The 26,511-nt window shown below is 29.1% G+C and carries 25 protein-coding genes and 1 riboswitch; of the genes, 19 read left to right on the top strand and 6 right to left on the bottom strand.

Features of this window, described 5'->3' with window-relative positions; genetic code table 11:
• Positions 1-70: 70 nt before the first annotated feature.
• Positions 71-1,009 (bottom strand): AEC family transporter, encoded by a 939-nt coding sequence (locus B2S02_RS07630; RefSeq protein WP_346877244.1) that lies wholly within the window; start codon positions 1,007-1,009, stop codon positions 71-73.
• Between the two features lie 310 nt (positions 1,010-1,319).
• Here B2S02_RS07630 and B2S02_RS07625 point away from each other — a divergent pair, with 310 nt between their 5' ends.
• Both B2S02_RS07625 and hydG read left to right on the top strand, forming a co-directional pair.
• Positions 1,320-1,565, top strand: a complete 246-nt coding sequence (locus tag B2S02_RS07625) for a TM1266 family iron-only hydrogenase system putative regulator (protein WP_150845249.1) — start codon at positions 1,320-1,322, stop codon at positions 1,563-1,565.
• Positions 1,566-1,647: 82 nt separating this feature from the next.
• Complete coding sequence (gene hydG / locus B2S02_RS07620) at positions 1,648-3,066, top strand: [FeFe] hydrogenase H-cluster radical SAM maturase HydG (protein ID WP_346877245.1); 1,419 nt, start codon at positions 1,648-1,650, stop codon at positions 3,064-3,066.
• Between the two features lie 27 nt (positions 3,067-3,093).
• Here hydG and B2S02_RS07615 read toward each other — a convergent pair whose 3' ends face one another.
• On the bottom strand, positions 3,094-3,675 hold the full coding sequence (locus B2S02_RS07615) for a 4Fe-4S binding protein (protein WP_346877246.1): 582 nt from the start codon (positions 3,673-3,675) through the stop codon (positions 3,094-3,096).
• Positions 3,675-3,887, bottom strand: a complete 213-nt coding sequence (locus B2S02_RS07610) for a DUF362 domain-containing protein (protein WP_346877247.1) — start codon at positions 3,885-3,887, stop codon at positions 3,675-3,677. The genes B2S02_RS07615 and B2S02_RS07610 overlap by 1 nt, the downstream gene beginning before the upstream one ends.
• 107 nt (positions 3,888-3,994) lie before the next feature.
• Between B2S02_RS07610 and B2S02_RS07605 the strand changes: the two genes are divergently transcribed.
• On the top strand, positions 3,995-4,666 hold the full coding sequence (locus B2S02_RS07605; protein WP_346866995.1) for a Crp/Fnr family transcriptional regulator: 672 nt from the start codon (positions 3,995-3,997) through the stop codon (positions 4,664-4,666).
• A gap of 57 nt (positions 4,667-4,723) precedes the next feature.
• On the top strand, positions 4,724-8,092 hold the full coding sequence (locus tag B2S02_RS07600) for an AAA family ATPase (RefSeq protein ID WP_346878499.1): 3,369 nt from the start codon (positions 4,724-4,726) through the stop codon (positions 8,090-8,092).
• Between the two features lie 121 nt (positions 8,093-8,213).
• Here B2S02_RS07600 and B2S02_RS07595 read toward each other — a convergent pair whose 3' ends face one another.
• Complete coding sequence (locus tag B2S02_RS07595) at positions 8,214-8,726, bottom strand: superoxide dismutase family protein (RefSeq protein ID WP_346877249.1); 513 nt, start codon at positions 8,724-8,726, stop codon at positions 8,214-8,216.
• Positions 8,727-8,914: 188 nt separating this feature from the next.
• Between B2S02_RS07595 and B2S02_RS07590 the strand changes: the two genes are divergently transcribed.
• The 3 genes from B2S02_RS07590 to B2S02_RS07580 all read left to right on the top strand — a co-directional run bounded on the left by B2S02_RS07590 (position 8,915) and on the right by B2S02_RS07580 (position 11,821).
• The gene (locus B2S02_RS07590; protein WP_346847329.1) at positions 8,915-9,259 is read left to right on the top strand and encodes a hypothetical protein; all 345 of its coding nucleotides are present in this window, start codon (positions 8,915-8,917) and stop codon (positions 9,257-9,259) included.
• 18 nt (positions 9,260-9,277) lie between these two features.
• Complete coding sequence (locus B2S02_RS07585) at positions 9,278-10,450, top strand: cation:proton antiporter (protein ID WP_346847330.1); 1,173 nt, start codon at positions 9,278-9,280, stop codon at positions 10,448-10,450.
• Between the two features lie 76 nt (positions 10,451-10,526).
• Positions 10,527-10,716, top strand: a riboswitch (cobalamin riboswitch).
• A gap of 217 nt (positions 10,717-10,933) precedes the next feature.
• Positions 10,934-11,821 (top strand): YitT family protein, encoded by an 888-nt coding sequence (locus tag B2S02_RS07580; protein WP_346877250.1) that lies wholly within the window; start codon positions 10,934-10,936, stop codon positions 11,819-11,821.
• A gap of 82 nt (positions 11,822-11,903) precedes the next feature.
• Here B2S02_RS07580 and B2S02_RS07575 read toward each other — a convergent pair whose 3' ends face one another.
• Positions 11,904-12,443 (bottom strand): 50S ribosomal protein L25, encoded by a 540-nt coding sequence (locus B2S02_RS07575; RefSeq protein WP_035133935.1) that lies wholly within the window; start codon positions 12,441-12,443, stop codon positions 11,904-11,906.
• 274 nt (positions 12,444-12,717) lie between these two features.
• On the opposite strand from B2S02_RS07575, the gene B2S02_RS07570 reads away from it, so the two are divergent.
• The 3 genes from B2S02_RS07570 (at position 12,718) to B2S02_RS07560 (ending at position 16,076) form a co-directional block, all read left to right on the top strand.
• Positions 12,718-13,062: a PadR family transcriptional regulator gene (locus B2S02_RS07570; protein WP_035133937.1), complete on the top strand. Its 345-nt coding sequence runs from the start codon at positions 12,718-12,720 to the stop codon at positions 13,060-13,062.
• Positions 13,050-14,363, top strand: coding sequence for an FtsW/RodA/SpoVE family cell cycle protein (locus tag B2S02_RS07565; RefSeq protein WP_035133939.1), 1,314 nt, complete (start codon positions 13,050-13,052; stop codon positions 14,361-14,363). Before B2S02_RS07570 ends, B2S02_RS07565 begins: the two co-directional genes overlap by 13 nt.
• A gap of 402 nt (positions 14,364-14,765) precedes the next feature.
• A complete protein-coding gene (locus B2S02_RS07560; protein WP_346920488.1) occupies positions 14,766-16,076 on the top strand; it encodes a sodium-dependent transporter in 1,311 nt (436 codons plus the stop codon).
• Positions 16,077-16,279: 203 nt separating this feature from the next.
• Here B2S02_RS07560 and B2S02_RS07555 read toward each other — a convergent pair whose 3' ends face one another.
• Positions 16,280-17,128: a patatin-like phospholipase family protein gene (locus tag B2S02_RS07555; RefSeq protein WP_035130106.1), complete on the bottom strand. Its 849-nt coding sequence runs from the start codon at positions 17,126-17,128 to the stop codon at positions 16,280-16,282.
• Positions 17,129-17,359: 231 nt separating this feature from the next.
• Between B2S02_RS07555 and B2S02_RS07550 the strand changes: the two genes are divergently transcribed.
• The 9 genes from B2S02_RS07550 (at position 17,360) to B2S02_RS07510 (ending at position 26,487) form a co-directional block, all read left to right on the top strand.
• Positions 17,360-17,797 (top strand): DUF523 domain-containing protein, encoded by a 438-nt coding sequence (locus tag B2S02_RS07550; RefSeq protein WP_346847334.1) that lies wholly within the window; start codon positions 17,360-17,362, stop codon positions 17,795-17,797.
• 78 nt (positions 17,798-17,875) lie between these two features.
• Entirely contained in the window at positions 17,876-18,775 is a 900-nt protein-coding gene (locus B2S02_RS07545) for an SPL family radical SAM protein (RefSeq protein ID WP_346847431.1), read from the top strand.
• Positions 18,776-18,909: 134 nt separating this feature from the next.
• A complete protein-coding gene (locus B2S02_RS07540) occupies positions 18,910-19,098 on the top strand; it encodes a hypothetical protein (RefSeq protein WP_035130112.1) in 189 nt (62 codons plus the stop codon).
• Positions 19,099-19,134: 36 nt separating this feature from the next.
• The gene (locus tag B2S02_RS07535; RefSeq protein ID WP_346847335.1) at positions 19,135-19,746 is read left to right on the top strand and encodes a class I SAM-dependent methyltransferase; all 612 of its coding nucleotides are present in this window, start codon (positions 19,135-19,137) and stop codon (positions 19,744-19,746) included.
• Positions 19,747-20,268: 522 nt separating this feature from the next.
• A complete protein-coding gene (locus tag B2S02_RS07530; RefSeq protein WP_346920487.1) occupies positions 20,269-21,615 on the top strand; it encodes a hypothetical protein in 1,347 nt (448 codons plus the stop codon).
• 199 nt (positions 21,616-21,814) lie between these two features.
• Entirely contained in the window at positions 21,815-22,435 is a 621-nt protein-coding gene (locus B2S02_RS07525) for a TetR/AcrR family transcriptional regulator (protein WP_346847337.1), read from the top strand.
• Between the two features lie 5 nt (positions 22,436-22,440).
• Entirely contained in the window at positions 22,441-23,679 is a 1,239-nt protein-coding gene (locus B2S02_RS07520) for a cation:proton antiporter (protein ID WP_346877255.1), read from the top strand.
• On the top strand, positions 23,672-24,310 hold the full coding sequence (locus tag B2S02_RS07515) for a GNAT family N-acetyltransferase (protein ID WP_346920486.1): 639 nt from the start codon (positions 23,672-23,674) through the stop codon (positions 24,308-24,310). The genes B2S02_RS07520 and B2S02_RS07515 overlap by 8 nt, the downstream gene beginning before the upstream one ends.
• Positions 24,311-24,531: 221 nt before the next feature.
• Positions 24,532-26,487, top strand: coding sequence for a translation factor GTPase family protein (locus B2S02_RS07510; RefSeq protein WP_346847340.1), 1,956 nt, complete (start codon positions 24,532-24,534; stop codon positions 26,485-26,487).
• The last annotated feature ends 24 nt before the right edge of the window (positions 26,488-26,511 follow it).

Genomic DNA, 26,511 nt, shown 5'->3' with positions numbered 1-26,511 from the left:
TAGAATATACAATCTATAACATGTTGACGGATTATTTTTACATAGTCCAACTATATATTTAATCTATCCCCTAAATTAAACTAAACTGTTTTAATGTGAATATCCACAGGAATACTGTAAGTATACAAAAGGCTGAAGTAAATACTACTATTTGGGCAGCTAATTCACTATCACCATCCATTTTTTGAGCCATAGTGAAGGAAGAAATAGCAGTAGGGGATGCAAAGATAAGCATTAACGCTATAAGTTCTATATCTCTAAAACCTAACCATATACTTATAGGCATAAGAATACTAGGAACTACAATAAGTCTACCAGTTACACCTATAATAGTTTGTTTCAAGTGAGCTTTTACATCGGTGAAAGAAAAGGAACCACCAAGTAAAATAAGGGAAAGAGGTGTAGCAATTCGTGATATATCACTTATGGATTTTTCAATAGCTGTTGGAAGTTTTATTCCAAAGATAAGAAATAATAGTCCAATTGCTGATGTTATAATTAAAGGATTAGTAATAATTCCTTTTAGAGTATTTTTAATATCTAGCTTTCCGCATCTAAAAATTTCTAAGGATATCACTGCTAACATATTAAAAAAAGGAACAACAGTGGCTATTAGTATAGCTACAACACCAACTTTGTCCTCACTAAATAGGGAACATGCTACAGGTAGACCAAATATTATAAAGTTGCTACGAAATATACCTTGTATCAAAACACCACGTTTTTTATTATCCTTTTCAATAAGGGGAATGAGAATGCATAGTACTATAAAGGTAAGGGTAACACTTATAAGTGCAAAGCAAATAAGTTTCGGATTTATAGCTCCTTTTAAATCTGTTTTATATATATTATAAAATAACAATAGAGGCAAAAAAGCCTTAAAGGTGATACTATTCATAACCTTTAGAGTATTGTCATCAAACATTTTCAATCGCTTTAATACATATCCTAAAGCCATGGTAAGAAACAGTGGTAAAACTACATTAATTGATAAAATCAAATTTCCCATAATTAATATCCTTTCTAGTATTTTGTTAATCTATTTCTCATATTTTATATGGTTGTCCCAATTAATTGTATACAAAGTTAAAGTGTTTTTCAATGTATAAGTAATAATTGATAATATTTGTAATAGGTGTTAAAATAAAAATGTAGTCTTACTCTAAGGAAGTATCCAAGGAGGAAGAGTAATAGATTTAAATCGTTCTGAATTACATGAGGGTTAGCCCAAATGATAAGGCGGTGTCATAGGATAGCGATATACTATCTCTGCTCTCTATTGGGACGCAGAGAGTATTTTTTTGAGGGGAGCTTAAGCTTTGGAAACAAGAATCGCATTGATTGGAATTATAGTAGAGGATACTACAGCTACAGAAAAATTAAATAATATTTTACATGACTATGGACAATATATTGTTGGGAGAATGGGGGTACCATATCGCGACAAGGAGGTGTGTGTTATCAGCGTAATTATAGATGCAACTAATGATATTATTAGTTCATTATCTGGTAAGTTGGGTATGCTCGATGGTATTACTGTAAAAACGATCTATTCAAAGAAGTAGAGTAAATATATAAAATCAGAACGAATTAGGTATATATTAGAATAAAGCACTTAAAATCTTATTAAGAAAGAAGAGTAGATGTATGTATAATGTAAAATCTAAGGTAGCAACTGAATTTATTGAAGATGGAGAAATATTATCAACCCTTGAATATGCTAAGAAAAATAAAAATAATAAAGAGTTAATAAATAGTATTATAGAGAAGGCTAGAGAATGTAAAGGTTTAAACCACCAAGAAGCAGCAGTGCTATTAGAATGTGATTTAGAAGAAGAAAATAAAAAGATAGAAGAGCTAGCTATGGAGATAAAGAATAAATTTTATGGTAATCGTATAGTTATGTTTGCTCCATTATACCTTTCTAATTACTGTGTTAATGGATGTATATATTGTCCGTATCACCATGGAAACAAACATATAGCTAGAAAGAAACTTACTCAAGAAGAGATTAAAAAGGAAGTAATTGCATTACAGGATCTTGGACATAAAAGACTTGCACTAGAAACAGGTGAAGATCCTATAAATTCTCCTATAGAATATGTATTAGAAAGTATAAAGACTATATATAGCATAAAACATAAAAATGGTGCTATAAGAAGAGTAAATGTAAATATTGCTGCTACTACTGTTGAGAATTATAGAAAATTAAAAGAGGCTGGAATAGGAACATATATATTATTCCAAGAAACTTATAATAAAAAATTATATGAAGAATTACATCCAACAGGACCAAAGCATGATTATAATTATCACACTGAAGCTATGGATAGAGCTATGGAGGGTGGTATAGATGACGTTGGTATAGGAGTTTTATTTGGATTAAACATGTATAAGTATGATTTTGTTGGATTACTTATGCATGCAGAGCATTTAGAAGCATCCATGGGAGTAGGACCACATACTATCAGTGTACCTAGAATTTGTCCTGCTGATGAAGTAAATCCAGAAGATTTTACTAATGGAATTTCTGATGATATATTTGCAAAGATTGTTGCAATCTTACGTATTTCAGTACCTTATACAGGAATTATTGTATCTACAAGGGAATCTCAAAAATCTAGAGAAAGAGTGCTTCATCTTGGAGTTTCTCAAATTAGTGGAGCTTCATGTACAAGTGTTGGAGGATATGCTCAGAAGGAAAAAGAAGAAGAAAATTCAGCACAATTTGATATCAGTGATACAAGAACTCTAGATGAAATTGTAAATTGGTTACTTGGCATGGGATATATTCCTAGTTTTTGTACTGCTTGTTATCGTGAAGGTAGAACAGGAGACAGATTTATGCAGTTAGTAAAATCAGGTCAAATTTCTAACTGTTGTTTACCTAACGCCCTAATGACTTTAAAAGAGTATCTAGAGGATTATGCATCTGAAGATACAAAAGCTAAAGGCGAAGAAGTCATAAAAAATGAAGCTATGAAAATTCCTAATCCTAAAGTTAAGGGTATTGTAGAGGAACACCTAAAAGAACTTAATGAAGGAAAACGTGATTTTAGATTCTAGATATAATAAAAATAGAGGGTTAGCCCTCTATTTTTTCATATCTTTAATTATACAAATTCCTTGAGTCATGGTACCCATTGGACAATAAACACACCAAGAACGTGGTTTATAAAGGGCCATGGTAATTATACCTAGGAAAGTTGAAGTTAACATTAAGCTATAGAAGCCAAAACTAAATTGAACTATCCAAGGAGAAACATAGGATAAATCTGTGAAGTTCCAAGGTAATTTAAAGGTCCAAAGTATAGTAAGAACTTCTTTTAGAGTATTTGTCCCTTGGAAAACTAAATATGTGTTAAATACCATACTAATGAACATAGTTAAAAAGAAAATTAAAAATCCGTATCTAAAATATTTAGATTTTAAAAATTTAGGCATAGGCTTATTTCTTGATAATTTTAATTTATTTCCTAATAAATCTAATAGTTGTCCTCTACCACAGTATTTATTGCAATAGCCTTTATTTCCTTTAACTATTGAAATTAATAAAGGTACGATAAAGCAAATTAATCCTAGCCAAGCAAAGAGTATATTAAATAACCCTAAAATTAAATATAGGGATGATAATATCCAAAGATATTCATAAAGATGCTTTTTCTTCTTTTTCATTAGTTGCCTCCTAGTTGTTTAATTTCTATAGTAGATGCAGGGCAAGCTTTAACACATTTTCCACATCCAACACACTTATCATAATCAACCTTTGAAAAAATACCCTTGTTAATAGCAATGGCTCCAAGGGGACAGACTTTTTCACAAGCACCACAGGCTACACAGTAGCTAGTATCCACATAAGCCCTCCTTTTAACAATTTTCTTTTCCATAAATTTATATCCTCCTGTTTTATAAATGTTGTAGTAAGCATATTATAACTGTATAATTAAAGAAAATATGTGATATAGTCACACAAGCAATTTTTTAGGAGGATAATATGTTAAATAGTTTAGATGTATTTAATAAAAGACTTGAAGCTTTGTATGATGCTTATCCTGTATTAAAAGAAATAGATGATAGCCATGAAATTATAAGAAAAAATGTAATTTTTAAAAGTCTATTAAGTGAGGAGTATTTAAAAACAGATAGTGGAAACTGTATAGGTATGTTATTTGTTATAAGTGGAATTATAAAGGTTCAAAAAGTAACAGAAGAGGGAAATGAAACTAATTTGTACAATGTAGAGCGTGGTGAGCTATGTCATGAAGCATTAAGCTGCTTTGTAAATTGTCAATCATTAAATATTGAAGGCATAGCCATGCAAGATTCTTTAATTGCTATTTTACCATCAGATATAGTGAAGGCCTATTTATTAAGTGATTTTAGATTTATGCAAGTTATATATAAAGATTTATATGCAAAATTTAGAGGGGTTATAGAAAACAAAGAAGCTAGAATTCATGAATCTTTAGAAAGTAGATTGGTTAAATTATTACTTAGTAAGAATACTAAAATAATTTATACAACCCATGGGGAACTTGCTTTTGAATTAGATTCTTCAAGAGAAGTAATAAGCAGAAAGCTTAAGGAACTAGAGAAAAAAGGGTATTTATTAATATCAAGAGGAAAAATTCAATTACTAAAAGATTTAGAAGAACTATATAATTAGTAAAGAAATTATAATACAAAGATAACTACATAAACAAAAGAAAGGGTGAATTTATATATGAAAGACAAAAGTTTAAGTAATGGTTTTTTAAATATAGTAAAAAAAATGAATAATGAAATAATAGGGCAAGGAGAATTTATTCATAAATTGTGCAATTATTTTAAAGAAAAGTTTGAAGAAGATAAGAAAGGCATATTACTTTTAGCCGGTAAACGAGGAACTTTTAAAAAAGCTAGTGTAAGGCTATTATTTGAAAAACTTAACGAGGAAGGAATAACTGAAGATTATCATATAGATGAAATAGATTTAGCCTCTTACAATTTTAATTTAGGATATAATGCTTTTTTAAGTGACTTATATGAAAAACTAAATAGTAGTTCACAGGTAATAATGTTCAAAAATACTGAAAAAGCTTCAGAAAATATTTTAAAGGTATTATCAGAAATATATCCTAATACTTGTTTAAAGTTAAAAGATAACTATATTATGAAAAATAAGTTTCTTATTGAAGCAAAGAGTAAGGATAAAGACAATATAGGAGAATTCATCTGTCATAATAAGTTTTTCATATTTATTTATAATAGTGATGATAATGTAATAGAAGATGGAATTTTAGATAATAGGGAAGAGGTATTATATACTGAAAGCCTTACAGAAGATGAACAAAATAAAGTAATTAGAAGAGAAGTGTTAAGGTCAATAGATGGTATACAAAAGCATATGCAAGGAAATATAGTTCTTGGAATAGAAAATAAAGATGAAGAGGAAGATAACTTTGGAATTTGTAGTTTTCTACAAGAAAACTTCATAGAAGATAGCAATTTTGGAATCAGTGAATATATATCCTATAAAATTTATAAACCAATTATGAACCTAATACAAAAGGAAGGACTTTATAGTGAAAGTCAGATTTTAATATATGTAGATAAGAATGAGATATATTGCAAATCAGATGATGAAATATACAAGTTAGAAAACTATCTAGTACCTACCCTTGAAGAAGTAAAATATAAATTGGATTCTATAATAGGTATAGAAGAACTGAAAAATTTTATAATAAATGTTGAAAATAATTGGAAAGTACAAAAAATAAGAAAAAGACTTGGACTAAAAACTTCAAAGATATCTATGAATATGATATTCACAGGAAATGCAGGTACAGGAAAGACTAATGCAGCTAGGGTTACCTTTGAATATTTAAACGCCTTGGGTATATTAACTAAAGGTGTATTTGTAGAGGTGAGTAAAGCAGATTTTGTTACAGAGAACATTAATGATACATCTAAGAGAACAAATGATGTAATTAATTCTGCCTTAGGAGGAGTACTATTTATAGATGAAGCATATTCCTTATGTGAAAGTGAAGAAGATAAGGTAGGTAGGGAAATAGTAGATGCATTACTTAAGGGCATTGAGGACAATAGAGATAATTTAATAGTCATATTAGCTGGTTATGAAAAGGATATGGAAAGATTTCTAACTATAAATCAAGGTCTAAAATCTAGATTTTCAAATACTATACACTTTAAAGATTACAACCCAGTAGAAATGTATGAAATAGCAGTTAACATAGCTAAATCAAAGGGGTATAGAATAGCCAAAAATGTAAAAGCAGGGTTAATAGATTTATTTACAAGAAACCAAATTATAGGCAAAAATGATTTAGGTAATGCTAGGTTTGTAAGAAATATAGTGGAAAATGCAATAATTGATGCTTCTAAAAAATATCTAACTAATAGTGATAAGGAAATTGATTTATTAGATAGAGATAACTTTAACTTTAGAGCAAATGCAAAGTTTGATTTAGAAGAAAAATTAAATGAAATAATAGGACTTGATGACGTTAAAAAACTATTAAGAAGTCAATATAAGCTTATAGTTGCTCAGGAAAAAAGGAAATCTGTTGGAGTAAATACTAAGATAGAGCAAAACTTAAATATGGTATTTACAGGGAATCCAGGTACAGGTAAAACAAGCATAGCAAGATTAGTAGCTGAAATGCTAAATAGTATGGGATTATTAAAGGTAGGCCAACTAGTAGAAACAGATAGATCAAGTTTTGTATCAGAAGTTCCAGGGGAAACCCCAAAGAAAACAGAAGAGAAGTTTAAAGAAGCTTTAGGCGGAGTATTATTTATAGATGAAGCATATACCCTTGCAAATGACTCATTAGGAATTGAGGCTATAGAAACTCTGTTAAAGTTAATTGAAGATTATTCTAAAGAAGTAATAGTGATATTAGCTGGTTATGAAGAAGAAATGGAAGAATTCTTTGATGTAAACATAGGTTTAAGGTCAAGATTTCCATTATGGACTAATTTTGCAGATTATAATCCTAATGAACTTTTTGAAATGGCTGTAAAACTTGTTGAAGCAAAGGGATTTAAGTTATCTAAGAATGGATATATAGCTTTAAAGAAAAGCTTTGTTGAAATCTACAATAACTCAGATGCACAATCAGGAAATGGAAGGATGGTTAGAAATTACGTAGAAAAACTAATTAGAAATCAAAGCATAAGAATTGTAGAAGAGGATATCAGCGTTTATGAGATGAATCTTATAACTGCTAAGGATGTAGAAAATATAAATGTTATTGACGATGATAACATCTTTAATCTAGATAGTAAATTAGAGCTATTAGTTGGTAATGAAGATGCAAAGGAATTTTTAAAAAATCAATATAAGCTTTTAAAGGTTAGAGAAAGAAGAAAAAAATTAGGATTAGGATCAGATATCAATAGATATATGAATATAATATTTACAGGGGAAAATGGAACAGGGAAGAAAACTGTAGCTAATATTCTCTCAGAAATGTATTATAGTATGGGAATAGTTAAAGCTAAAAACATTGTAGAAATGGATAAATATGAATTCATGGCAATGATTAATAAGGGAATAAAAATTGAAGATATATTTAGTAAATTTTCAGGGAAAATGCTATTTCTAAATAGGGTAGACCTTCTCCTAGAGGAACAGCAATATAATAAAATAGTATCAGATTTCATTAAATTCTTAGATAAAAATAATAAGGTTATATTAATCCTTTCAGGAGAAAAAGAAGGGATGAAAAAACTAGTATTATCTAATCCAGCCTTTAACTATAGATTTCCAACTTGGTTTGATTTTGAAGATTATGATTATATGGGACTATGTAATATAGCATTAAGTATATTAAGTAAAAAGGGATATTCTTTATCGAAGGATGCAGAAGAGGAAATTAATAAAACTATAATAGACATATACGGTAATCCAAATTTAGTAATAAAAAATGGATTAATGATAAAACAGTATTTAGATAATCTTATAAGAACTCAGAGTATTAGAATATGTGATGAAGAATTTAGTAGAGATAGTATAAATTTTATAACCTTAGATGATATTATAAACAGTAAGAAAGAATTTTTAAAAAGAAATATTGTAAAGTAGTAAAATAAAGTAGTAAAGAACTATATCAAAACATATCTTGATATAGTTCTTTACTTTAGTATAAAATTTATAAGCTTGATATATAGAATTTGTATTAACAATTAATAAGTATTAACAGTATCTAAGTAGGCATTATTATTCCACAAGCTAATCGTTTCCCAGAATTACCAGCAGGTTGACTAGTAAAGTCATCAGCATTTTCATGGATTATGATAGCTTTTCCAACAATATCTTTTATAGAAAATCTGCTTAAATAAACATCCATTGCAGCAATACCATTTGATGACATTAGTGGTGGAAGATCTCCATAATGATAAGGGTGAGGTTCATTTGTTGGATTCCAATGTCCACCAGTAGTTTTAAAAGGATCACTTGGATCACCTATATTACAACTTTCAAACTCATGAATATGAAATCCATGGAAAAGTGAAGGTTTTCCTTCAGAGTTGTATCTTGGAATACCAGTAATATATACTCTAAGAATTATCCCATCATCTAAACAGCAAAATAATGCTCTGCCACGTAGTTCAGGAGCTAAAGGTCCACCTTCAATTACTGCATAAGCTGTTGGTTCAGGCATACCATGATTCATAATTATATCGTTAATACTAAATTTATCATTAGCCATTCTCATATTAATACACTCCATTTTATTGATACAATATAATTTATAATATGTTGTAGTAAGTTGGTGTGTGAACGCAAAATATAAATATTTTATGCACTTTGTTAAATTTAGTTTAATTAAATAAAATTTATGTAAATTTGATTTTAATCAACCGAAAATATATAATAGATATATAAGGAAGAGGAGGGATATAAATGGAAGTTCTTATATTTGTATTAAATGACCCAAGAGATTTAGAGGAAATAATGGTTGAATTCACTAACATAGGTATAAGTGGGTCTACAATTATTGATACTGTAGGGATGGCTAATATTTTATCTAGTTGTGAAGATGCAAGTATGTTTTCTTCACTTCAATTGTTATTAAACAAAGGAAGGTCATCTAATAAAACAGTATTTACCGTTTTAAAGAAAGAAAGAATAGAACAAGCACTAGAGATTATTAACAAAGTAACTGGAGGATTAAATGGTCCAGGTAATGGAATAGCATTTACAATTCCGGTTAATAGAGTAATTGGAGGTAGCTTTCAACAAAAATAGGAGGGACTGAAGTTAAAGATGAATTGGTTATATGTACTAGGGATAGTAATACTTGCAGGTATATTTTTAGGATTACTAGTAAGTTATATTAAACTACCAAAGGTAACAGGATACTTAGTAGCAGGGATAATAATAGGACCTTTTGTTTTAAAGATTGTACCTACTGAAGCTATCCATGGATTAACAGTTATTTCAGAGGCAGCCTTAGGGTTTATTGCTTATAGTATAGGTAGTTCTCTTAATTTTAAGGATTTAAAGAAAATTGGTTCTGGAATTATAATTATAGCTTTATTTGAAGCACTTATGGCAGTAGTAGTTGTAACTTTAGTTATGATAACAGTATTTAAGCAACCATTAGCTTTTAGTTTATCTTTAGGCGCAATAGCTTCAGCAACAGCACCTGCAGCTACAATTATGGTTCTAAAGCAATATAGAGCTAAGGGACCCTTAGTAAATACTCTTATACCAGTAGTTGCTATAGATGATGCCATTGCAGTTATAGCCTTTGGAATAGCTTTATCTATTGCAAAAGCTTTAACAAATGGTACAGGAGCTTTGACAGTGATGTCAATAATGAATCCTTTTATAGAGATTATAGGATCTGCTGTTTTAGGAATAATACTAGGATTTGTGTTAGCATTTATTAATAGGTTATCTAACAGTAGAGAGCAAACTATGAGCATGGCTATAGGTGTAATTTTATTAGCTATAGGCCTAGCTAACAAATTACATTTGTCTGGATTATTAACTTGTATGGTTATGGGTGGAACCATTAGTAACATTACCGATGGTAAAACTAAATTACTTACTGTATTAGATGAATTTACTAATCCAATATTTATAGCATTCTTTACCATATCAGGATTAGAACTAGATATGTCAGTTTTGAAGACTGTAGGTATAATTGGAGCTGGCTATGTAATAGCTAGAGTTATTGGTAAAGTTTTAGGAGCTTATTTAGGAGCTAAGATAGCTAAATCAGAACCTATAGTTCAAAAATACTTAGGATTAACTTTAGTACCACAGGCAGGAGTAGCTATTGGACTAGCACTTATAGTTCAAAATGAATTACCAGCTTATGGTACCCAAATTAGAACTATAATATTGGCAGGAACTGTTATATATGAGTTAATAGGCCCACTATGTACTAAAATTGCAATATTTAAAGCAGGTGAAGCAAATAAAGCTTAATAATAAATATGGTTCATGTATAACATCATTGATTTGGCTTTAAATTCACTATAAACAATGATATAATGAATGTATAAAATTAAATATATTTTATGGTTTTAAAGTTTATTCTTTAAATTAAAAGGGAAGTTGGTGAAAATCCAACACGAACCCGTCACTGTAACAAGGAGTGTATTCTAGATAAGCCACTGTTAACTTAGTTAATGGGAAGGTTAGAATACATGTTGATATGAAGTCAGGAGACCTGCCATAGGATATAGACCAAAAAACCCACGGGGAAACTGGGAGGTGTCTAACATGAAAGATGTATTTAGTGCTTTTCATAAGAGAAACTACTTTTGTAAATCTTTTAATTGTTATACTAGACATCCCGTATAGGATGTCTTTTTTCATGTATAAAAACATAAGTTTATATACATGAAATGCAGGGGAGTGATTAATCTTAAGGTCATTAATAATATTAGCTAAGACAAGGAGATTACAATGAGTAGTATATATGTAACTAAACAATTTATCTCTGATAGTAATATCAAAGAAAAACTAGGTCAAGTATCATTAATTCTTTTAGGAAGTTTAATTTATTCTTTAAGTGTAAATATGTTTATAGTTCCACATAAGTTTTTAAGTGGGGGAGTAGCTGGGATAGCATTACTTTTACAATATGTAACAGATATTCCTTCAGGGTATTTTACATTGTTTATCAATATACCTATATTTTGTTTTGGAATTAAGGTAATTAATAAGGAATTTGGGTTTTTAAGTTTTATTGGTATGATATCAATGTCCATATTTTTAATATTAACTGAAGATATAACTAGATTTATTAAAGTAGATGATTTATTAATATCATGCATAAGTGGAGGAGTTTTATGTGGTTTTGGTATGGCCATAATATTTTTAAATAAGGCTTCAGAAGGTGGAACGGATATAATAGCTATTGCTTTAAAGAAAAAGTATGGTGTTAATTTAGCTTCTATGACATTTATATTAAATGGAGTCATTGTTTTTACAGGGTTAATTTTAAATGATCTAACTATAACTATCTATACGTTAATATCTCTATTTATAAGAGCCTATATTCTAGATAAGGCTATTACTATGACTAATGAGAGAAAATTAATTATAGTGATAAGTAATAATCCAGAGGAAATAAAAAATTCTATCTTGGAACTTTTGGGAAGAGGTGTTACCTTTCTTCATGGAGAAGGTGCTTTTACAGGAGAGAAAAAGAAAGTTATATATTCTATAATGAGTTCTAAACAAGTGGAAAAGGCCAAGAAAGCTATACTAGATATTGATGCTAATGCAGTGATATCCATAATGAATGTGAATGAAGCTCATGGAAAGGGATTTAAACAGTTATCTTTTTAAGACGTAATTTAAATAAATATAAGAAAAAAGTGCTAGTCTTTTATAAGATCAGCACTTTTTTAAATTTAAATTTCATTTTGCATTAGCCATTTACTACAGCTAAGATAGTGTCCTCAGGAGTAAGAAGGGTTACTTCACTTGGAATATTAATATCTTTAGCTAGTAGTTTATCATTAAATTGCATATTAGCTACATTAACTTCAATATATTCTGGAATCTTTTCTACATTTCCTTGAAAATCAAGATATGGTCTAAAGGTTTCTAAAACTAGTCTTTTAGATTCCAAATTTTCTTGACCTATATAATTTATAGGAATAGTTAGTTTAATTACTTCATTTGGTTTAACATATTGTAAATCAAAATGTATAATTTCGTGTAGATTGTTTTTTTGAATATCTTTAACTACACAGTTTAGAGTTTTTCCCTCTAAATCAATAGGTATGATAGAACCACTAAAACTGCCTTTTAACATTTTTAACAGTTCAGTTTTATTCATCTTAGCAGAGATAGGTTCTTCTAAAAATTCACCATAGATTACGCAAGGTACTTCTCCCAAATTTCTAAGCTTCTTTAAATTCTCCTTTGAGCTTCTTTCATATACTTTAAATGTTGTACTTTTCATAATAAATCCCTCACTTATTTTTAATAATTTTTTGTTGATTTATTAAGCTCAGTATATAAATGAATCTAAGCACTATTAATTACACACAGAGCTTATACAAAGCCCACATATGCATCAACCTCCTTAAATATACTTATACCATGATAACATATATTAAGGAAAAAGCAAAATTCATAAAATATTAGAATAGATAATACTTTACAATGTAAATATATACATATATAATTATACATAGATATACTATGTATAGTAAACCGAGGTAAGGGGTGGAATTATGAAAATAAATAAAGAACTTTTGAAAGGAAGCACGACAATACTTATATTAAGTCTACTTAATCGAAAAAATATGTACGGATATGAAATGATTAAGGAGATAGAAGAAAGGTCTAAGGGTATTTTCTCTTTTAAAGAGGGAACGCTATATCCTATTCTTCATAGTTTAGAAAATGAAAATTTTATAGAAGCTTACTGGGATGAAGGCGAAGGAAAGCGTAAGAGAAAATATTACAAGATAACGGAAAATGGTAACAAAATTCTCAAAGAAAAAGAAGCAGAATGGAAATTGTTTAGTTCTACAGTTAATGAAGTATTAGGGGAGGGAGATTTATGTCTACAGTAAACCATCCGAAGGTAGAAAAGTATATAGAAGAAGTATGTGGATTAGTTAAAAATAAAAGAGTTCATAAAAATATAAAAGAGGAACTTATAGATCACATAGAAGAGATTATACAAGAGTACAGAGATGTTGGAATAACGGAGGAGGAAGCTATAGATAAAGCTATTATGCAAATGGGTTCATACGAAGTTATAGGAAGGGATTTGAATATGGTTCATAAAGCATCTCCTGATTGGATGCTTTTAGGTATAACCGCTATATTTATATTAGTTAGCATATTTACTTTAGGCTTCATTCAGAAGAATAATGCATTGACACACAGTTCATATGCTAATTTTTTAGGTAAGACTATAATTTATGCATCAGGAGGAATTATATTAACAGCAGTTTTACTTAAAATTGATTATAGAAAATTAAAAAAGTACTCTAAATATGTTTATAGTGGAGTAATAATTCTGTTAATATCCCAAATCTTTATAAATACAGGCTATATAAATGGAGAAATGGGCTGGATAGTTATTGGGCCAATTAGTTTTAATGCTTTTAATATAGCACCTTTTTTTCTAATCATTGCTTTAGCTGGAATGCTTGATAAGTGGAATTGGAATGAGATTAAAAGTATATTAAAAGGGATTTTTATTGCTTTTGTACCAATAATATTTTTTATTATTGGAAATGCTTCAGTTAGCATTATTATATATGCCATATCAGCTATTACTTTGATGATTATATCAGGTGTGAAATTAAAACATATTATAACTTCCTTTGGAGCTATGGGGGTTATCTTTTTATCTTGTATGGTTAGTGAACCTTACAGAATAAAAAGATTTCATGTGCTTTTTAATCCTTCATTAGATGTAGATGGAATGGGATGGATTTATAATCAACTAGTTAAATTAAGGGAATCGGCGGGATTGTTTGGACAGGGAGCAAATTTTATACCAAATATGTTGCCAGAAATTCATACAGACTTTATATTTACCTATATAGTTTATTCTTTTGGATGGATTGCTGGAATAATACTAATTTCTTTAATTTTAGCATTCATAATAAGAATGGGTATAATAGGAAAAAGTACTAAAGAAACCTATGGTAAATTACTAGTAAGTGGATTTTGTGCATTATTTATAGTGCAGTTTTTACTAAGTATTTCTGTTAGCTTGACATTAGCACCTACAGTTTCAGTAAGCATGCCATTTATTAGTTATGGTGGAAGCCAACTTTTAATTAATATTTTAGCTATAGGTTTAGTATCTAATGTATGCAAGTGGAGAAATACGCCATATGATGCAGAAGTTAATTAGGTTTTTAATAAAATAAAAATTGTGATTTACTATTATTATATAATAAAAGTATTAAGAAAATTTGTTGACATACATATATAATGATGGTAGTATTTAATAAAATATAACACTTAGGAGAATTAAAATGAGTAGAGAAATTAACTTTAAATCAACAAAAGTTAATATGGCATATTATCTTAGCTATTATAGATAGGGTTTGTATTTATAAACAATTATAGATGCAAGCCAATTTAACAAATTTGGTTTGTGTCTATGATGGTTAGGAAGATTTGCTATACTCAAATGTTTAGTGATTAGACCACATAGATATATCTATGTGGTTTTTATATTTGATGCCTTCTTATTTAAACCACATGGAATCAATCTATGTGGTTTTATTTATTTTAGGAAGGAGATTAGAACATGAAAAACAGAGAGAACTTTACAAGTAGAGCAGGATTTGTGATATCTTGTATTGGAGCAGCAGTAGGACTTGGAAATATATGGATGTTTCCTTACAGGTTAGGTCAAAATGGGGGAGCTGTATTTTTAATACCATACTTTATTTTTGTACTTATACTAGGATCAACAGGGTTAATTACAGAGTTTGCCTTTGGAAGAGGTGCTAAGGGAGGAGCTTTAACAGGAATTAAAAAAGGATTTAAGAATAAAGGTTTAAAGGGAGGAACTCTCTTTGGATTTATACCAGCCATAGGACTTGCAGGAGTGTTTATGTTTTATAATGTGGTAGTAGGTTGGATAATTAAGTATTTAGGACTTAGCCTTAGTGGAAATATAAAAAATATTGATATACCTAAGTACTTTGAAAGTTTTGCAGGAAGCACCCAAACTATACCATGGAATTTACTAGCAATAGTACTAGCCTTGATAATTGTATGTATGGGTATATCTAAGGGAATTGAAAAAATAAATAAAATTATAATGCCTATGCTTTTTGGAATTTTTATATTGTTAGCTATTAGATCATTAACTTTACCTGGAGCTATAGATGGGGTGAAGTACCTATTAACACCACAATGGTCATACCTATTTAAAATAAATACATGGGTAATGGCACTTGGTCAAGCCTTCTTCACAGTATCTTTAAATGGATGCGGAATGGTGGTATATGGTAGTTACATAGAGAAGGATTTAGACATTCCAAGGTCTGCAGTGAGTACTGCTGTACTTGATACTATTGCGGCATTATTAGCATCCTTTGTTATTATGCCAGCAGTATTTGCCTTTGGCTTAGATCCAGCAGCAGGTCCACCTCTATTATTTATAACAATACCAACTATATTTAAAGCTATCCCTGGTGGACAAATACTTATGATACTATTCTTTTTAAGTGTATTATTTGCAGCAATTAGTTCTTCAATAAATATGCTAGAAGGGCCAGTAGAATCTTTTATGGCACAAACAAAATTAAGCAGAAAAACAGCTACTATTTTAATAGCTGTAGTGTCATTTGTATTATCAATACCTTTAAATTTAAATATGAATTTGTTTAGCAACTTTGCAGATGTAATTACTATAGTAATATCACCATTAGCTGCACTGTTAGTATTTATAGTATTTTACTTTATGTACAACAAAGAACAGGTGTTAGAAGAAATAAATAGAGGTGCTAAGAGAAAGTTAGGAAATAAATTTTTTATGTTTTCAAAATATGGGTTTACCCTTATAACAGTATTGGTAATAATACTAGGAATAATTTATGGTGGGATATAAGTCTGTTTATACTAATTTTAGATGTGGATTTTCCTATTTTAAAGAGGGTAATAACTATATATTCTAAATAGTAAATTCTCTGAAACCCGCATGAACAGAAGAACTAGTTAACTATTTTCATAGTTAACTAGTTTTATATATTAATATTTATATAGTTTTATAGGTTTATAGGTAAATATTTAAATAGTTTTATTAATATACTTTTATGAAATGCTAAAGAATTTTTTTATTTCATCAATTCTTTCTAAAGCTATATTATATCCGTGGTTATAGGCGTGTTTAATTTTATTAAGATCTTTTTCAAAGCTATCAATACCATCTTCTGCAGTAGGTCTTAAAATTATAGCTTTGCCATCTCTTTCAAGTTGTTCACAATACTTAACTCTATCATTGTAAAGCTCATGACGAGTAAGAAGAGGCTTTACTAAATTAGGATATTTCTTTTTTAAAACTTTAGCAGCAAAAATATTGCCTTTACCTAATTCTTTAATATACCCCTTAGGTCTAGTTAGAATAATTAGATGCTTTTCATTTCCATCTTCCATGGCTTTTAATACAGGAATAGGATCACAGATGCCTCCATCAAAATATTCATTATCATTAATTATAGCTGGAGGAAAGAAAAGAGGTATAGCACAACTAGCTCTTAACATATTGCATTTTTCATCTAAATCTTTACCATTTAAATATTCGGTAACTCCAGTTTTAGCATTAGTCACACCAACTAAAATTTTACCTTCATAGCTTTTAAAGGTATCCATATCAAAAGGATAAATCTTATTAGGTAACTCATCAAAAGCAAAATCTAAACCAAATAAGCTTTTACATTTAAAAAAGTTTCTAAAGCCTATATATCTTTTATCATGTCTATGGTTAATTAGAATATCATAGTTTCTTTTCTTTTGTTTTGATATATATGAAAAGCCGTTGGTAATACCTGCTGAAACGCCAATGCAATAAGGAAACATAATATCATTATCTAAAAGGGCATCCATTATACCAGCGCTAAAAATAGGTCTAAAGGTTCCACCTTCAAGAATTAAACTACTCATGATGTCAACTCCTTAAAATTAAATTTGTTAGATTGTTTTCTTACATAATTGAATTAAGATATTATTTTAATTATGATTCTTTAGAATAAACTCCATATTTTATTATACCTATATCTCCATAGAAAGTTAAGATATATTAATTTGAAAATAAGCTATGATATAATTATATCTATAAATTACTAATAGGTATTGTAGTATAAGTTATAGATAAAAAACAAAGGAGGACTATATATGTATTTAGTAAGTTCATGTTTAGCAGGAGTCAATTGTAGATATAATGGAAGTAATAGTGAGAATAAATATGTAGCCGAATTAGTAAAAGCAGGAAAAGCTATAGCGATATGTCCAGAACAATTAGCTGGTTTGCCCACTCCAAGGGCGTGTTGTGAGATTTTTATAGATGAAAATTCTAATAAAAGAGTAATTAGTAAGGACGGTATAGATTTAACCGAAAGTTTTTTAAAGGGAGCAGAGAAAACTTTAGGAATTATTAAAGCTGCTGGTATAAAGAAGGCAATACTACAGTCTAGAAGTCCTTCATGTGGGTACGGTATGGTATATGATGGAACATTTTCAGGAAAACTAATAGAAGGCAATGGATTAGTAGCAGAATTATTAATGAAAAATGGGATTGAAGTCTATACAGAAAATGATTTAGATAAAATATAATGTTATTATTTTAATTATTGATATGAAAGGTATGAAGATAAACTTTATTTTAAAAGTTTATATTTAAGTTAGGGGGTGATTAGCATAGAATACATAAAAGCAAAAAAATTAATATCTCAATATATACCTAATAATTCATGGTTTGATATCAATTATAATATGAATATCTATAAAGGATGTTGCCATGGATGTATTTATTGTGACTCCAGAAGTGAATGTTATCAAATAGAAGATTTTGATAGAGTTAGAGCAAAAGAAAAAGCTGTAGAAGCTATAGGAAAAGAACTTAAAGGGAAAAGGAAAAAAGGTGTAATAGGAACAGGCGCTATGAGTGATCCTTACAATCCATTTGAAAAAGAATATGAGCTAACAAGGGAAGCTTTGAAGGAGATTACTAGGTATAATTTTGGAGTTTCCATTGCCACCAAGAGCCCTTTAATTACTAGAGATATTGATATATTAAAGGAGATTTCAAGGCGCTCTCCTGTGTTAATAAAAATAACTGTAACTACCTTTGATGATGATTTATGTAAAAGGATAGAACCTAATGTGGCACCTAGTAGCCAAAGGTTTAAGGCTATAAAACAGCTTAGTGATAGTGGGATATATACAGGAATATTGCTTATGCCAATTCTTCCTTTTATTAATGATTCAGAAGATAATATAAGAAATATAGTTAGAGAAGCTCATAATTCAGGAGCTAAATTTATATTTGCTTATGGAATGGGGCTTACCCTTAGAGGGAATCAAAGGGCCTATTACTATGAACAATTAAGTAGACTATTTCAAAGGGAGAACTTAGTTAGAAAATATATTCATACCTATGGTGATAGATATGAATGTGAATCTTCTAATGGAAAGAAGCTTTGGAAGACCTTCACTGAAGAATGTAATAAATATGGAATTATATACAAAATGAAGGATATAATCAAGGATTATAGAAAGAATTATGAAGAGGAACAGCTGAGCTTATTTTAAGACTATTAAGATAAAATATTAGATTTACCTTACTTAATCTATGTTTCAATATATGATAAAATGTATATAGTATTTAATTAAAAGGGGGAAATGGTTTGTCTTATGTATGTTAAGGCAAAATCTATATAGTTAAAATGAAGGATATTAAATCAATATTCTATTGGATAATAGGATTTTTACTTGCGGATGGCTTTAGATATTTACTTAGGGATGTAGATATTCCAGAGATTTTTAAATGGGCATTAGGAATAGTTATAATTCTTGGAGGCTATATCCTTATAAATAAATTATTTATAAAAGATAGAAGCAAAGAAGAAATATAAACTAAAGGAAAAAATTTATTTTAAGGGGATGAAGATATGCACTTTGATGAGGAGTCAAAAAAATGGGATACAGAATGTAGGGTTCAAAGAGCAAAGAAAATTAGTACTGAAATAGAAAACTATTTGGATAAAGATAACAATTTAAGAGCCTTAGAATTTGGATGTGGTACAGGGCTTATATCAGAAAATTTAACTCATAGATTTTCTGATATATTGATGATGGATTTATCTGAAGGAATGATAGAACAGTTAAAATTAAAAATAGAAAAAAACAAAATAAAAAATATGAAAACTTGGTGTGGGGATTTATTTCAATTTAACGATAATAAAAAGTTTGATGTGATTTATACATCTATGGTTTTTCACCATATAGAAGATCTACCAAAGGTAATAAAGAAGCTATATGATTTGCTAAATAAAGAGGGCAAATTAATAGTTGTAGATCTATGTCCTGATAATGGTGGTTTCCATGATGAAGTACAGGATTTTAGTGGACATAATGGATTTAAGCTTACAGAAATGGAAGGCTTAATAGAAGAAGCTGGGCTTGAAGTCATAGGTTCAAAAATATTTTATTCAGGAATGAAGAAAAGTGAAGGTAAGGAGCAACCATATCAGTTATTTAGTATGTGTGGTATAAGAAAGTAAATATATGTTACGAAGTTTTCTCAATTATAGATTAGATTTTAGAGTATATGCAATATTTCTTTTCTGTTGAAACTACATTATTATTTATTGACTTAATTTCAAATATTTGCTATAGTGATTTTATCAAATATAGGAGGTACAACAATGAAATTGTGTAATTGCTAATTAATTTTCATAATTGAAAATTGATGAAAGAAAGAATAAAATGCCTAATCATTAGGTTTTTTTGTGTACTTCTTTTAAATTGGCAATTAAAAGACATACCTCTTATAGAACTAAAATTGTATTTATGTTTTATATAGACGTTAAGTTTATTAGGACAGGAGCTATAGTAATTGGAGATTGTATATATTTATTTTTATTGCATTAAATATATAGTTCTTATTAGATAAACTTATTTAAGTATAAAATTGATTACAGATTTTTAGGCTACAAGAAAGCAGTGCTTTTTTGTAGCCTTTTGTTTTATATTTAATAAATCAATGGTTAGGCCTCAAAACTTATTTTAAGGAGGCTATATCAATGGATAAAACATTGAAGTTTGCACATGAAGAAGATGTAATTTGTGCAATGGAGTTAGTTTATGAACATGAAATCAGAAATATGTTAATTTCAAATATATTTGGGTTAAATAAAGCCTTATCATTTATTAATTTTGCTTGTATTAATGATACTGATAATGTAATTACAATAGGCTCACATTTAGAGATTACCACATTACTAATATCATATATCTATGCACCACAAAAGTTAGTGACACAGATTTCAGATATAAGTTGTGGTATTGATAATGGAGTATTTAAAAATATCAATGAACTTTTATCAGGTTATAAATATACAGAAATTATTAGCTCTAATTTTGATATAGGACTTGTAGAATATGAGAAGGAATCTTTTGACGTAGCAATTTTGGGTTTTGCTAATTTAATTAATATCTCAGAAGAAGTACAGATAAACAGGTTTAGTCTTGAAACTGGAATAGAATATGAGATGTTTGAAAGGTTATTAGCAAAGTCCAGTAAGTTGTTAAAAAAAGATGGAAGATTAGTAGTACTTACGAAACCAGGATGGATATTAAAGTTATGGAGTTTAATTCATGACCTTGGTTTACAATTAGAATATGATAGCTATAGTCTATACGTTGATAGTAATAGACATCCTAATGGATTTATTTGGTTAAGGTTCATTAAAAGAGATATAAATTTTAATCTGGAATTGCATAAGAGGAATATACTATCTTTAATGCATGATAACAACATTGATAGACTGTATGCTCATAGGAATAATTTAATATTTCCATATGTGGAGCTCTCCTATAGTAATTCTGAAGCCTATGTTAAATTAAATCAGAATTTAGAGTATATGCAATATTTCTTTTCCGTTGAAACTACAGCAAATCTAGCGGAATTGTGTGAAGGATATACAGCATGTCTAGTTACTCCATCCGTAGCACAGTATGCATATAAGATAAATAAAAACATAGTCCTTTTTGAACGAGATAACAGATTTAGAGAAAATGGTGGTCTAAAATTTGTAAAATTTGATTTGAATATTGGTTTAACAAAATTTTTACAGAATAAATATTTAAAAAAATTTGATAGAGTTATATGTGATCCACCATTCGATATCAAATTGGATGTTTTAGCAAATGATATTGTTGAATTGTTAAAGCAAGATAGAAAAAGTGTTGCTTATATAATATTTCCTAATAACAGAAAGAGTAGTTTAATCAATGCTATGAAGGTTAGAGGGTTATTATTAGAAGAGGAAACTCAAAAAATAAGTATAGAGTATTCTAGGCCACCTAAGATAGTTAGGTTTAATGGTAAAGATGCCATTCAATTATATAAGTTTATTTATGTAATTTAAAACATTTTTATGGAAGATGGAGCAGTTAAGGTTAAAAATAGATAAGAATAAATGTCTATTAATAATTATCAGTAAATTTAAACTTAAAATTTAATTGAAGGTCTTTAAAAAATTTAATAATTCATATTATTGACCACATGGTTTGTTTTTGATAATATATAATAGACCTTGTGGTCAATATTTATATTTGGAGGGTATTATGAATCAAAAAGAGAAAAGTCAGATAAGTAAAGATAAAATATTAAATGCTGCCATAGCGGAGTTTGGAACAAAGACATATGAAAATGCTTCGCTGAATAATATATGCAACGATAACAAAATTTCAAAGGGACTTATCTATCACTATTTTAAAAATAAAGATGAGTTATTTTTAAAATGTGTTAAGGTTTGCTTTGATGAGCTTGTAGATTATCTTAGTAAAGAAGAATTTGACCAATTGGATTTTCAGAAGTACATGCAAAATTATTTTGATTTAAGGTATCGTTTTTTTAAAGAGAATAATTATTACAGTCATATATTCTTTCATGCAATTTTACAACCACCTGTACATTTGAAAGAACAAATCAAAGACTTAAGAGCTAATTTTGACACACTTAATATAAGTCACTATCGCATGGCCTTAAGTAATGTAACACTACGAGATAATATTACAGAAGAAGAAGCAATGGAATACTTCTTTGTTTTTCAAGAAATGTTCAATGGTTATTTTCAAAGTAAAGCTTATGAAAATCTGGACTTTAATTCACTAATAGAAATGCACGAACTGAAACTGTCAAAAATACTAAATATTATGCTTTATGGTATTTCAAAGGAGGAGTAGAAATAATGATATTATTAATTTTAAGGATTTTAGTGGCAATTGCAATTGCTTTTATTGTAGGTAAGCTTGTTTCAAAGATAAAGTTGCCTGCTATTCTAGGATGGTTACTTACAGGTATGATACTTGGACCACATGCATTTGGAGTTGTAAATGATGCAGTTTTAAATGCTCATTGGTATGAACCAATTATGCATATTTTAGAATGTGTAGTGGGACTTTTAATAGGCACGGAGCTTGTTTGGAAGAAAATTAAAAAATCGGGCAAGCAAATTATCATAACAACATTAACCCAATCATTAGGAACATTTTTTGTTGTGAGCTTGGTATTTGGGGTTGTATTTTATTTTGTAGGATTTCCTATTTATCTTGCATTTATATTTGGAGGTATTGCTCTTGCAACTGCACCAGCACCAGCACTTTCTATTGTGCGTGAGTTTAAAACAGACGGACCTGTAACTAAAACATTAATTCCTATGGCAGCCCTTGACGATATGGTAGGAGTAATTGTATTTTTTTCAACTATTTCTATTATATCTGCCAATCTATCTGAGCAAAAACTACCGGCTTATATGATATTACTTGTAGTTTTATTACCAATTATTATTGGGATTGTTGTAGGATTGCTTGCAGGAGTTGTACTGAAAAGAGAACGTTCAACAAAAGTAACTGTATTGCTACTGAGTGCAACCATACTAATATCAGCAGGTGTTGGTTTTATATTTAATGATTTAGTTTTACCAAAGCCTGTACTTAACTTTATGCTTATTGGTATGGCTTTCTCAGCAACGTTTTCTAATATGATTTCAGAAGAACGTCTAGAGCGGATTATGAACTCATTTAATCCTATTCTTGGTATTTCTATGATTGTAGTTATCTTAAATCTGGGAACACCGCTTGACTATCATCTGATTTTAGGTGCCGGACTATTTACTGCAATTTATATCATCTCAAGAGCTGTAGGTAAATATGGTGGAGCATTATTCGGAGCTGTTATAACAGATTCACCAGAAACCGTAAAAAAATATTTAGGACTCACATTGCTTCCTCATTCAGGTGTATCTCTCGTATTTACAGGTATAGCTGTTTCTGTTCTATCAGGACCAGCACCAGAATACGCTAAGGTCATCCAAGGAACAATTGCGGCGGCAGCGGTTATTAACGAGGTTATCGCAGTTATAGCATCTAAAAAGGCTTTTGAGTGGGCAGGAGAATTTAATAAAAAAGAGGAAATTAGCAATGAATGAGATAATATATAGAGAAATCAAAAAAGATGATTATGAAACCGTTAAATCTATAATAAATGAGAGTTTTGGACTTTATAGGTATATTGATAATGAAAAGGTATTAAAAAATCTTTTAAAATTATACTTACAAAGCTGTTTAGCAGAGAAAACCTTTAGCTGTGTTGCAGAAAAAGACGGAAATATTGTTGGTGTGATTTTAGGAAAGTCTAAAAATGATTATAAAATATTGACTCATTTAAAAAATATTTTAGGAGTAGTATTGTATAATTCAATAACGACATTAAAAGCTATACAATATAAAAGTAATATAAGTGATTATAGAAATATGCATCACATTTATCATAAGCTTCTTGCTGGTAGAGAGGCGGAGTTTGATGGAGTATTGACACTATTTGCCGTTACAGAAGACTGTAGAGGATTGGGTGGAGGTAAGAAACTACTTTCAAATCTTTGTGATTATTTACGAAATCACAACACAAAACATATTTATTTATACACAGACTCAACATGTAATTATGGTTTTTATGATAGTCAAGGGTTTGAACGTTTAGCTGAAAAAAGTTTTGAAACAACCTGTGAGAGTAAACTTGTTACAATGAATGTTTTTTTATATGGATACAAAGTTGAATAAATAAATTAAGCCACTTAATATGAAGAAATTCAAATTGAGTGGTTTTTTGTAATAGGGATTTTAATTATTATAACAATATTAGATTGTTATAATATATCTACTAGTAAAAAGTTATTTATATAAATAAAGTTTTAGGGGAAGTTGCATTTATAACTGAAACATAAAAGAATATTGTGGTAAAATAAATCTAATGATATTGTACAATAAAGGGGAAGTTTATAGTGAAAAAAACCATAGGAATTTTTGCTCATGTTGATGCAGGTAAAACTACATTTTCTGAGCAATTACTTTATCATACAAAGAGTATAAAAACTAGAGGAAGAGTTGACCACAAAGAAGCTTTTCTAGATAGTCATAATATAGAAAGAGAAAGGGGTATTACAGTTTTTTCTGATATTGGAATTTTTAATTATGAAGATTCAGAATATTATTTAATAGATACTCCAGGACATATAGATTTTTCGCCAGAGATGGAGAGAGCTATGGGGGTTCTAGATTATGCTATCCTTTTAATAAGTGCAGTAGAGGGAGTGCAAGGTCACACAGAGACAGTATGGCAGCTACTAAGAAAAAATAATATACCTACTTTTATATTTATAAATAAAACAGATAGAGAAGGTGCTGACTTACAAAAGGTTATCCATGAGATAAGAAATAACTTAAGTAGTGAAGTTTGTTTAGTTGAAGAAGATTTATATAATTTAAGTAATGAAAATATAGAATTTATAGCTGAAAGAAATGAGGAATTACTGGAAACCTATCTAGGTAAAGGCTATGACAACTACTTATGGGTAGATAAATTAAAGGAGCTTATTAAGTCAGAAAAAATATTTATAGTTTTAAAAGGGTCAGCTTTATTAGATGAAGGTGTAAAAGAGTTTTTAGAGAACTTTAATAGTCTTAGTTATACTAACTATGAAGAGATAAAAGATAATAAATGCTTCAAAGGTAGAGTATTCAAGATTAAATATGATGAAAAAGGTAATAGAATTACCTTTATAAAAGCATTACAGGGTGAGTTAAAGGTAAAGGATGAAATTATATATAGTACAAATGGAGAAGAGATAAGAGAAAAAATAAATGAAATTAGAAGTTATAATGGAAATAAATTTGAGAGTAAAGATAAAATTGTTTCAGGTGAAATTTTTGGAATTATAGGCATAAGCTCTTTAAGAGCTGGTATGGGCATAGGAGTTTTAGATTTAAATGAGTTTTTTATGATTCCAACCTTAAGAGCAAAGGTAGAGTTTGATAAAAGTATAAACCCTAGAGAAGTGTTAGGATGCTTTAAAATTTTAGAAAGTGAAGAAAATAGTCTGAATGTAGTGTGGAGCGAGGAGTTACAAGAGCTTCATATTAGTATAATGGGAAAAATACAACTAGAAGTCTTAAAGGAAATATTAAAAGATAGATTTAACTTATTAGTGGATTTTGGAACCCCAGAAATATTATATAAGGAAACCATGGAAGGGGAAGTGGACGGCTTTGGACATTTTGAGCCTCTTCGTCACTATGCAGAGGTTTATTTAAAGTTAAAAGAAGGGCCTAGAGGATCAGGGATTACTTTTAAAAATAAATGTCACAGTGATTTTTTAACTACAGGAAATCAAAATCTTATAAGAACTCACATATTTGAAAGAGATCACAAGGGAATACTTACAGGAAGTACAATTACAGATATAGAAATAACACTTATGAATGGAAGAGCACATTTAAAGCATACTGAAGGTGGAGATTTTAGAGAAGCAACTAAAAGAGCCCTTAGACAAGGATTAGAAAGTGCTAAAAATCTATTACTAGAACCCTATTACAAATTTAAAATAGATGTAGAGATAAACTTAATGGGTAGAGTTATCAGTGATATTCAAAAAATGAGTGGTAGCATTAATGAGCCTAAAAGTTATGGAGAAAGAGTTATAATTGAAGGAAGAGGTCCTGTAGCTACCTTTATGAATTATGCTTTGGACTTTCAAGCATTCACAAAGGGTAAGGGCAGCTTAAGTCTAGTATTTCATGGGTATGATATATGTCATAATCCAGAAGAGGTTATAGAAGCTAAAAGCTATAACAAGGACGTAGATCCTGAATACACATCATCTTCAATTTTTTGTGCTAAGGGTGTAGGTTATGCAGTTCCTTGGTATGAAGTTAAGGAACATATTCATTGTCTTAAATAAATATTATTAGAAATTTAATATATT

The organism is Clostridium sp. UBA7339 (genome assembly GCF_002470865.1).
In the GTDB taxonomy this organism is placed as follows: Bacteria; Bacillota; Clostridia; order Clostridiales; family Clostridiaceae; genus Clostridium_J; species Clostridium_J sulfidigenes.
Note: the sequence above shows the minus strand (reverse complement) of the source record. Positions and strands in the feature narration are given on the sequence as shown.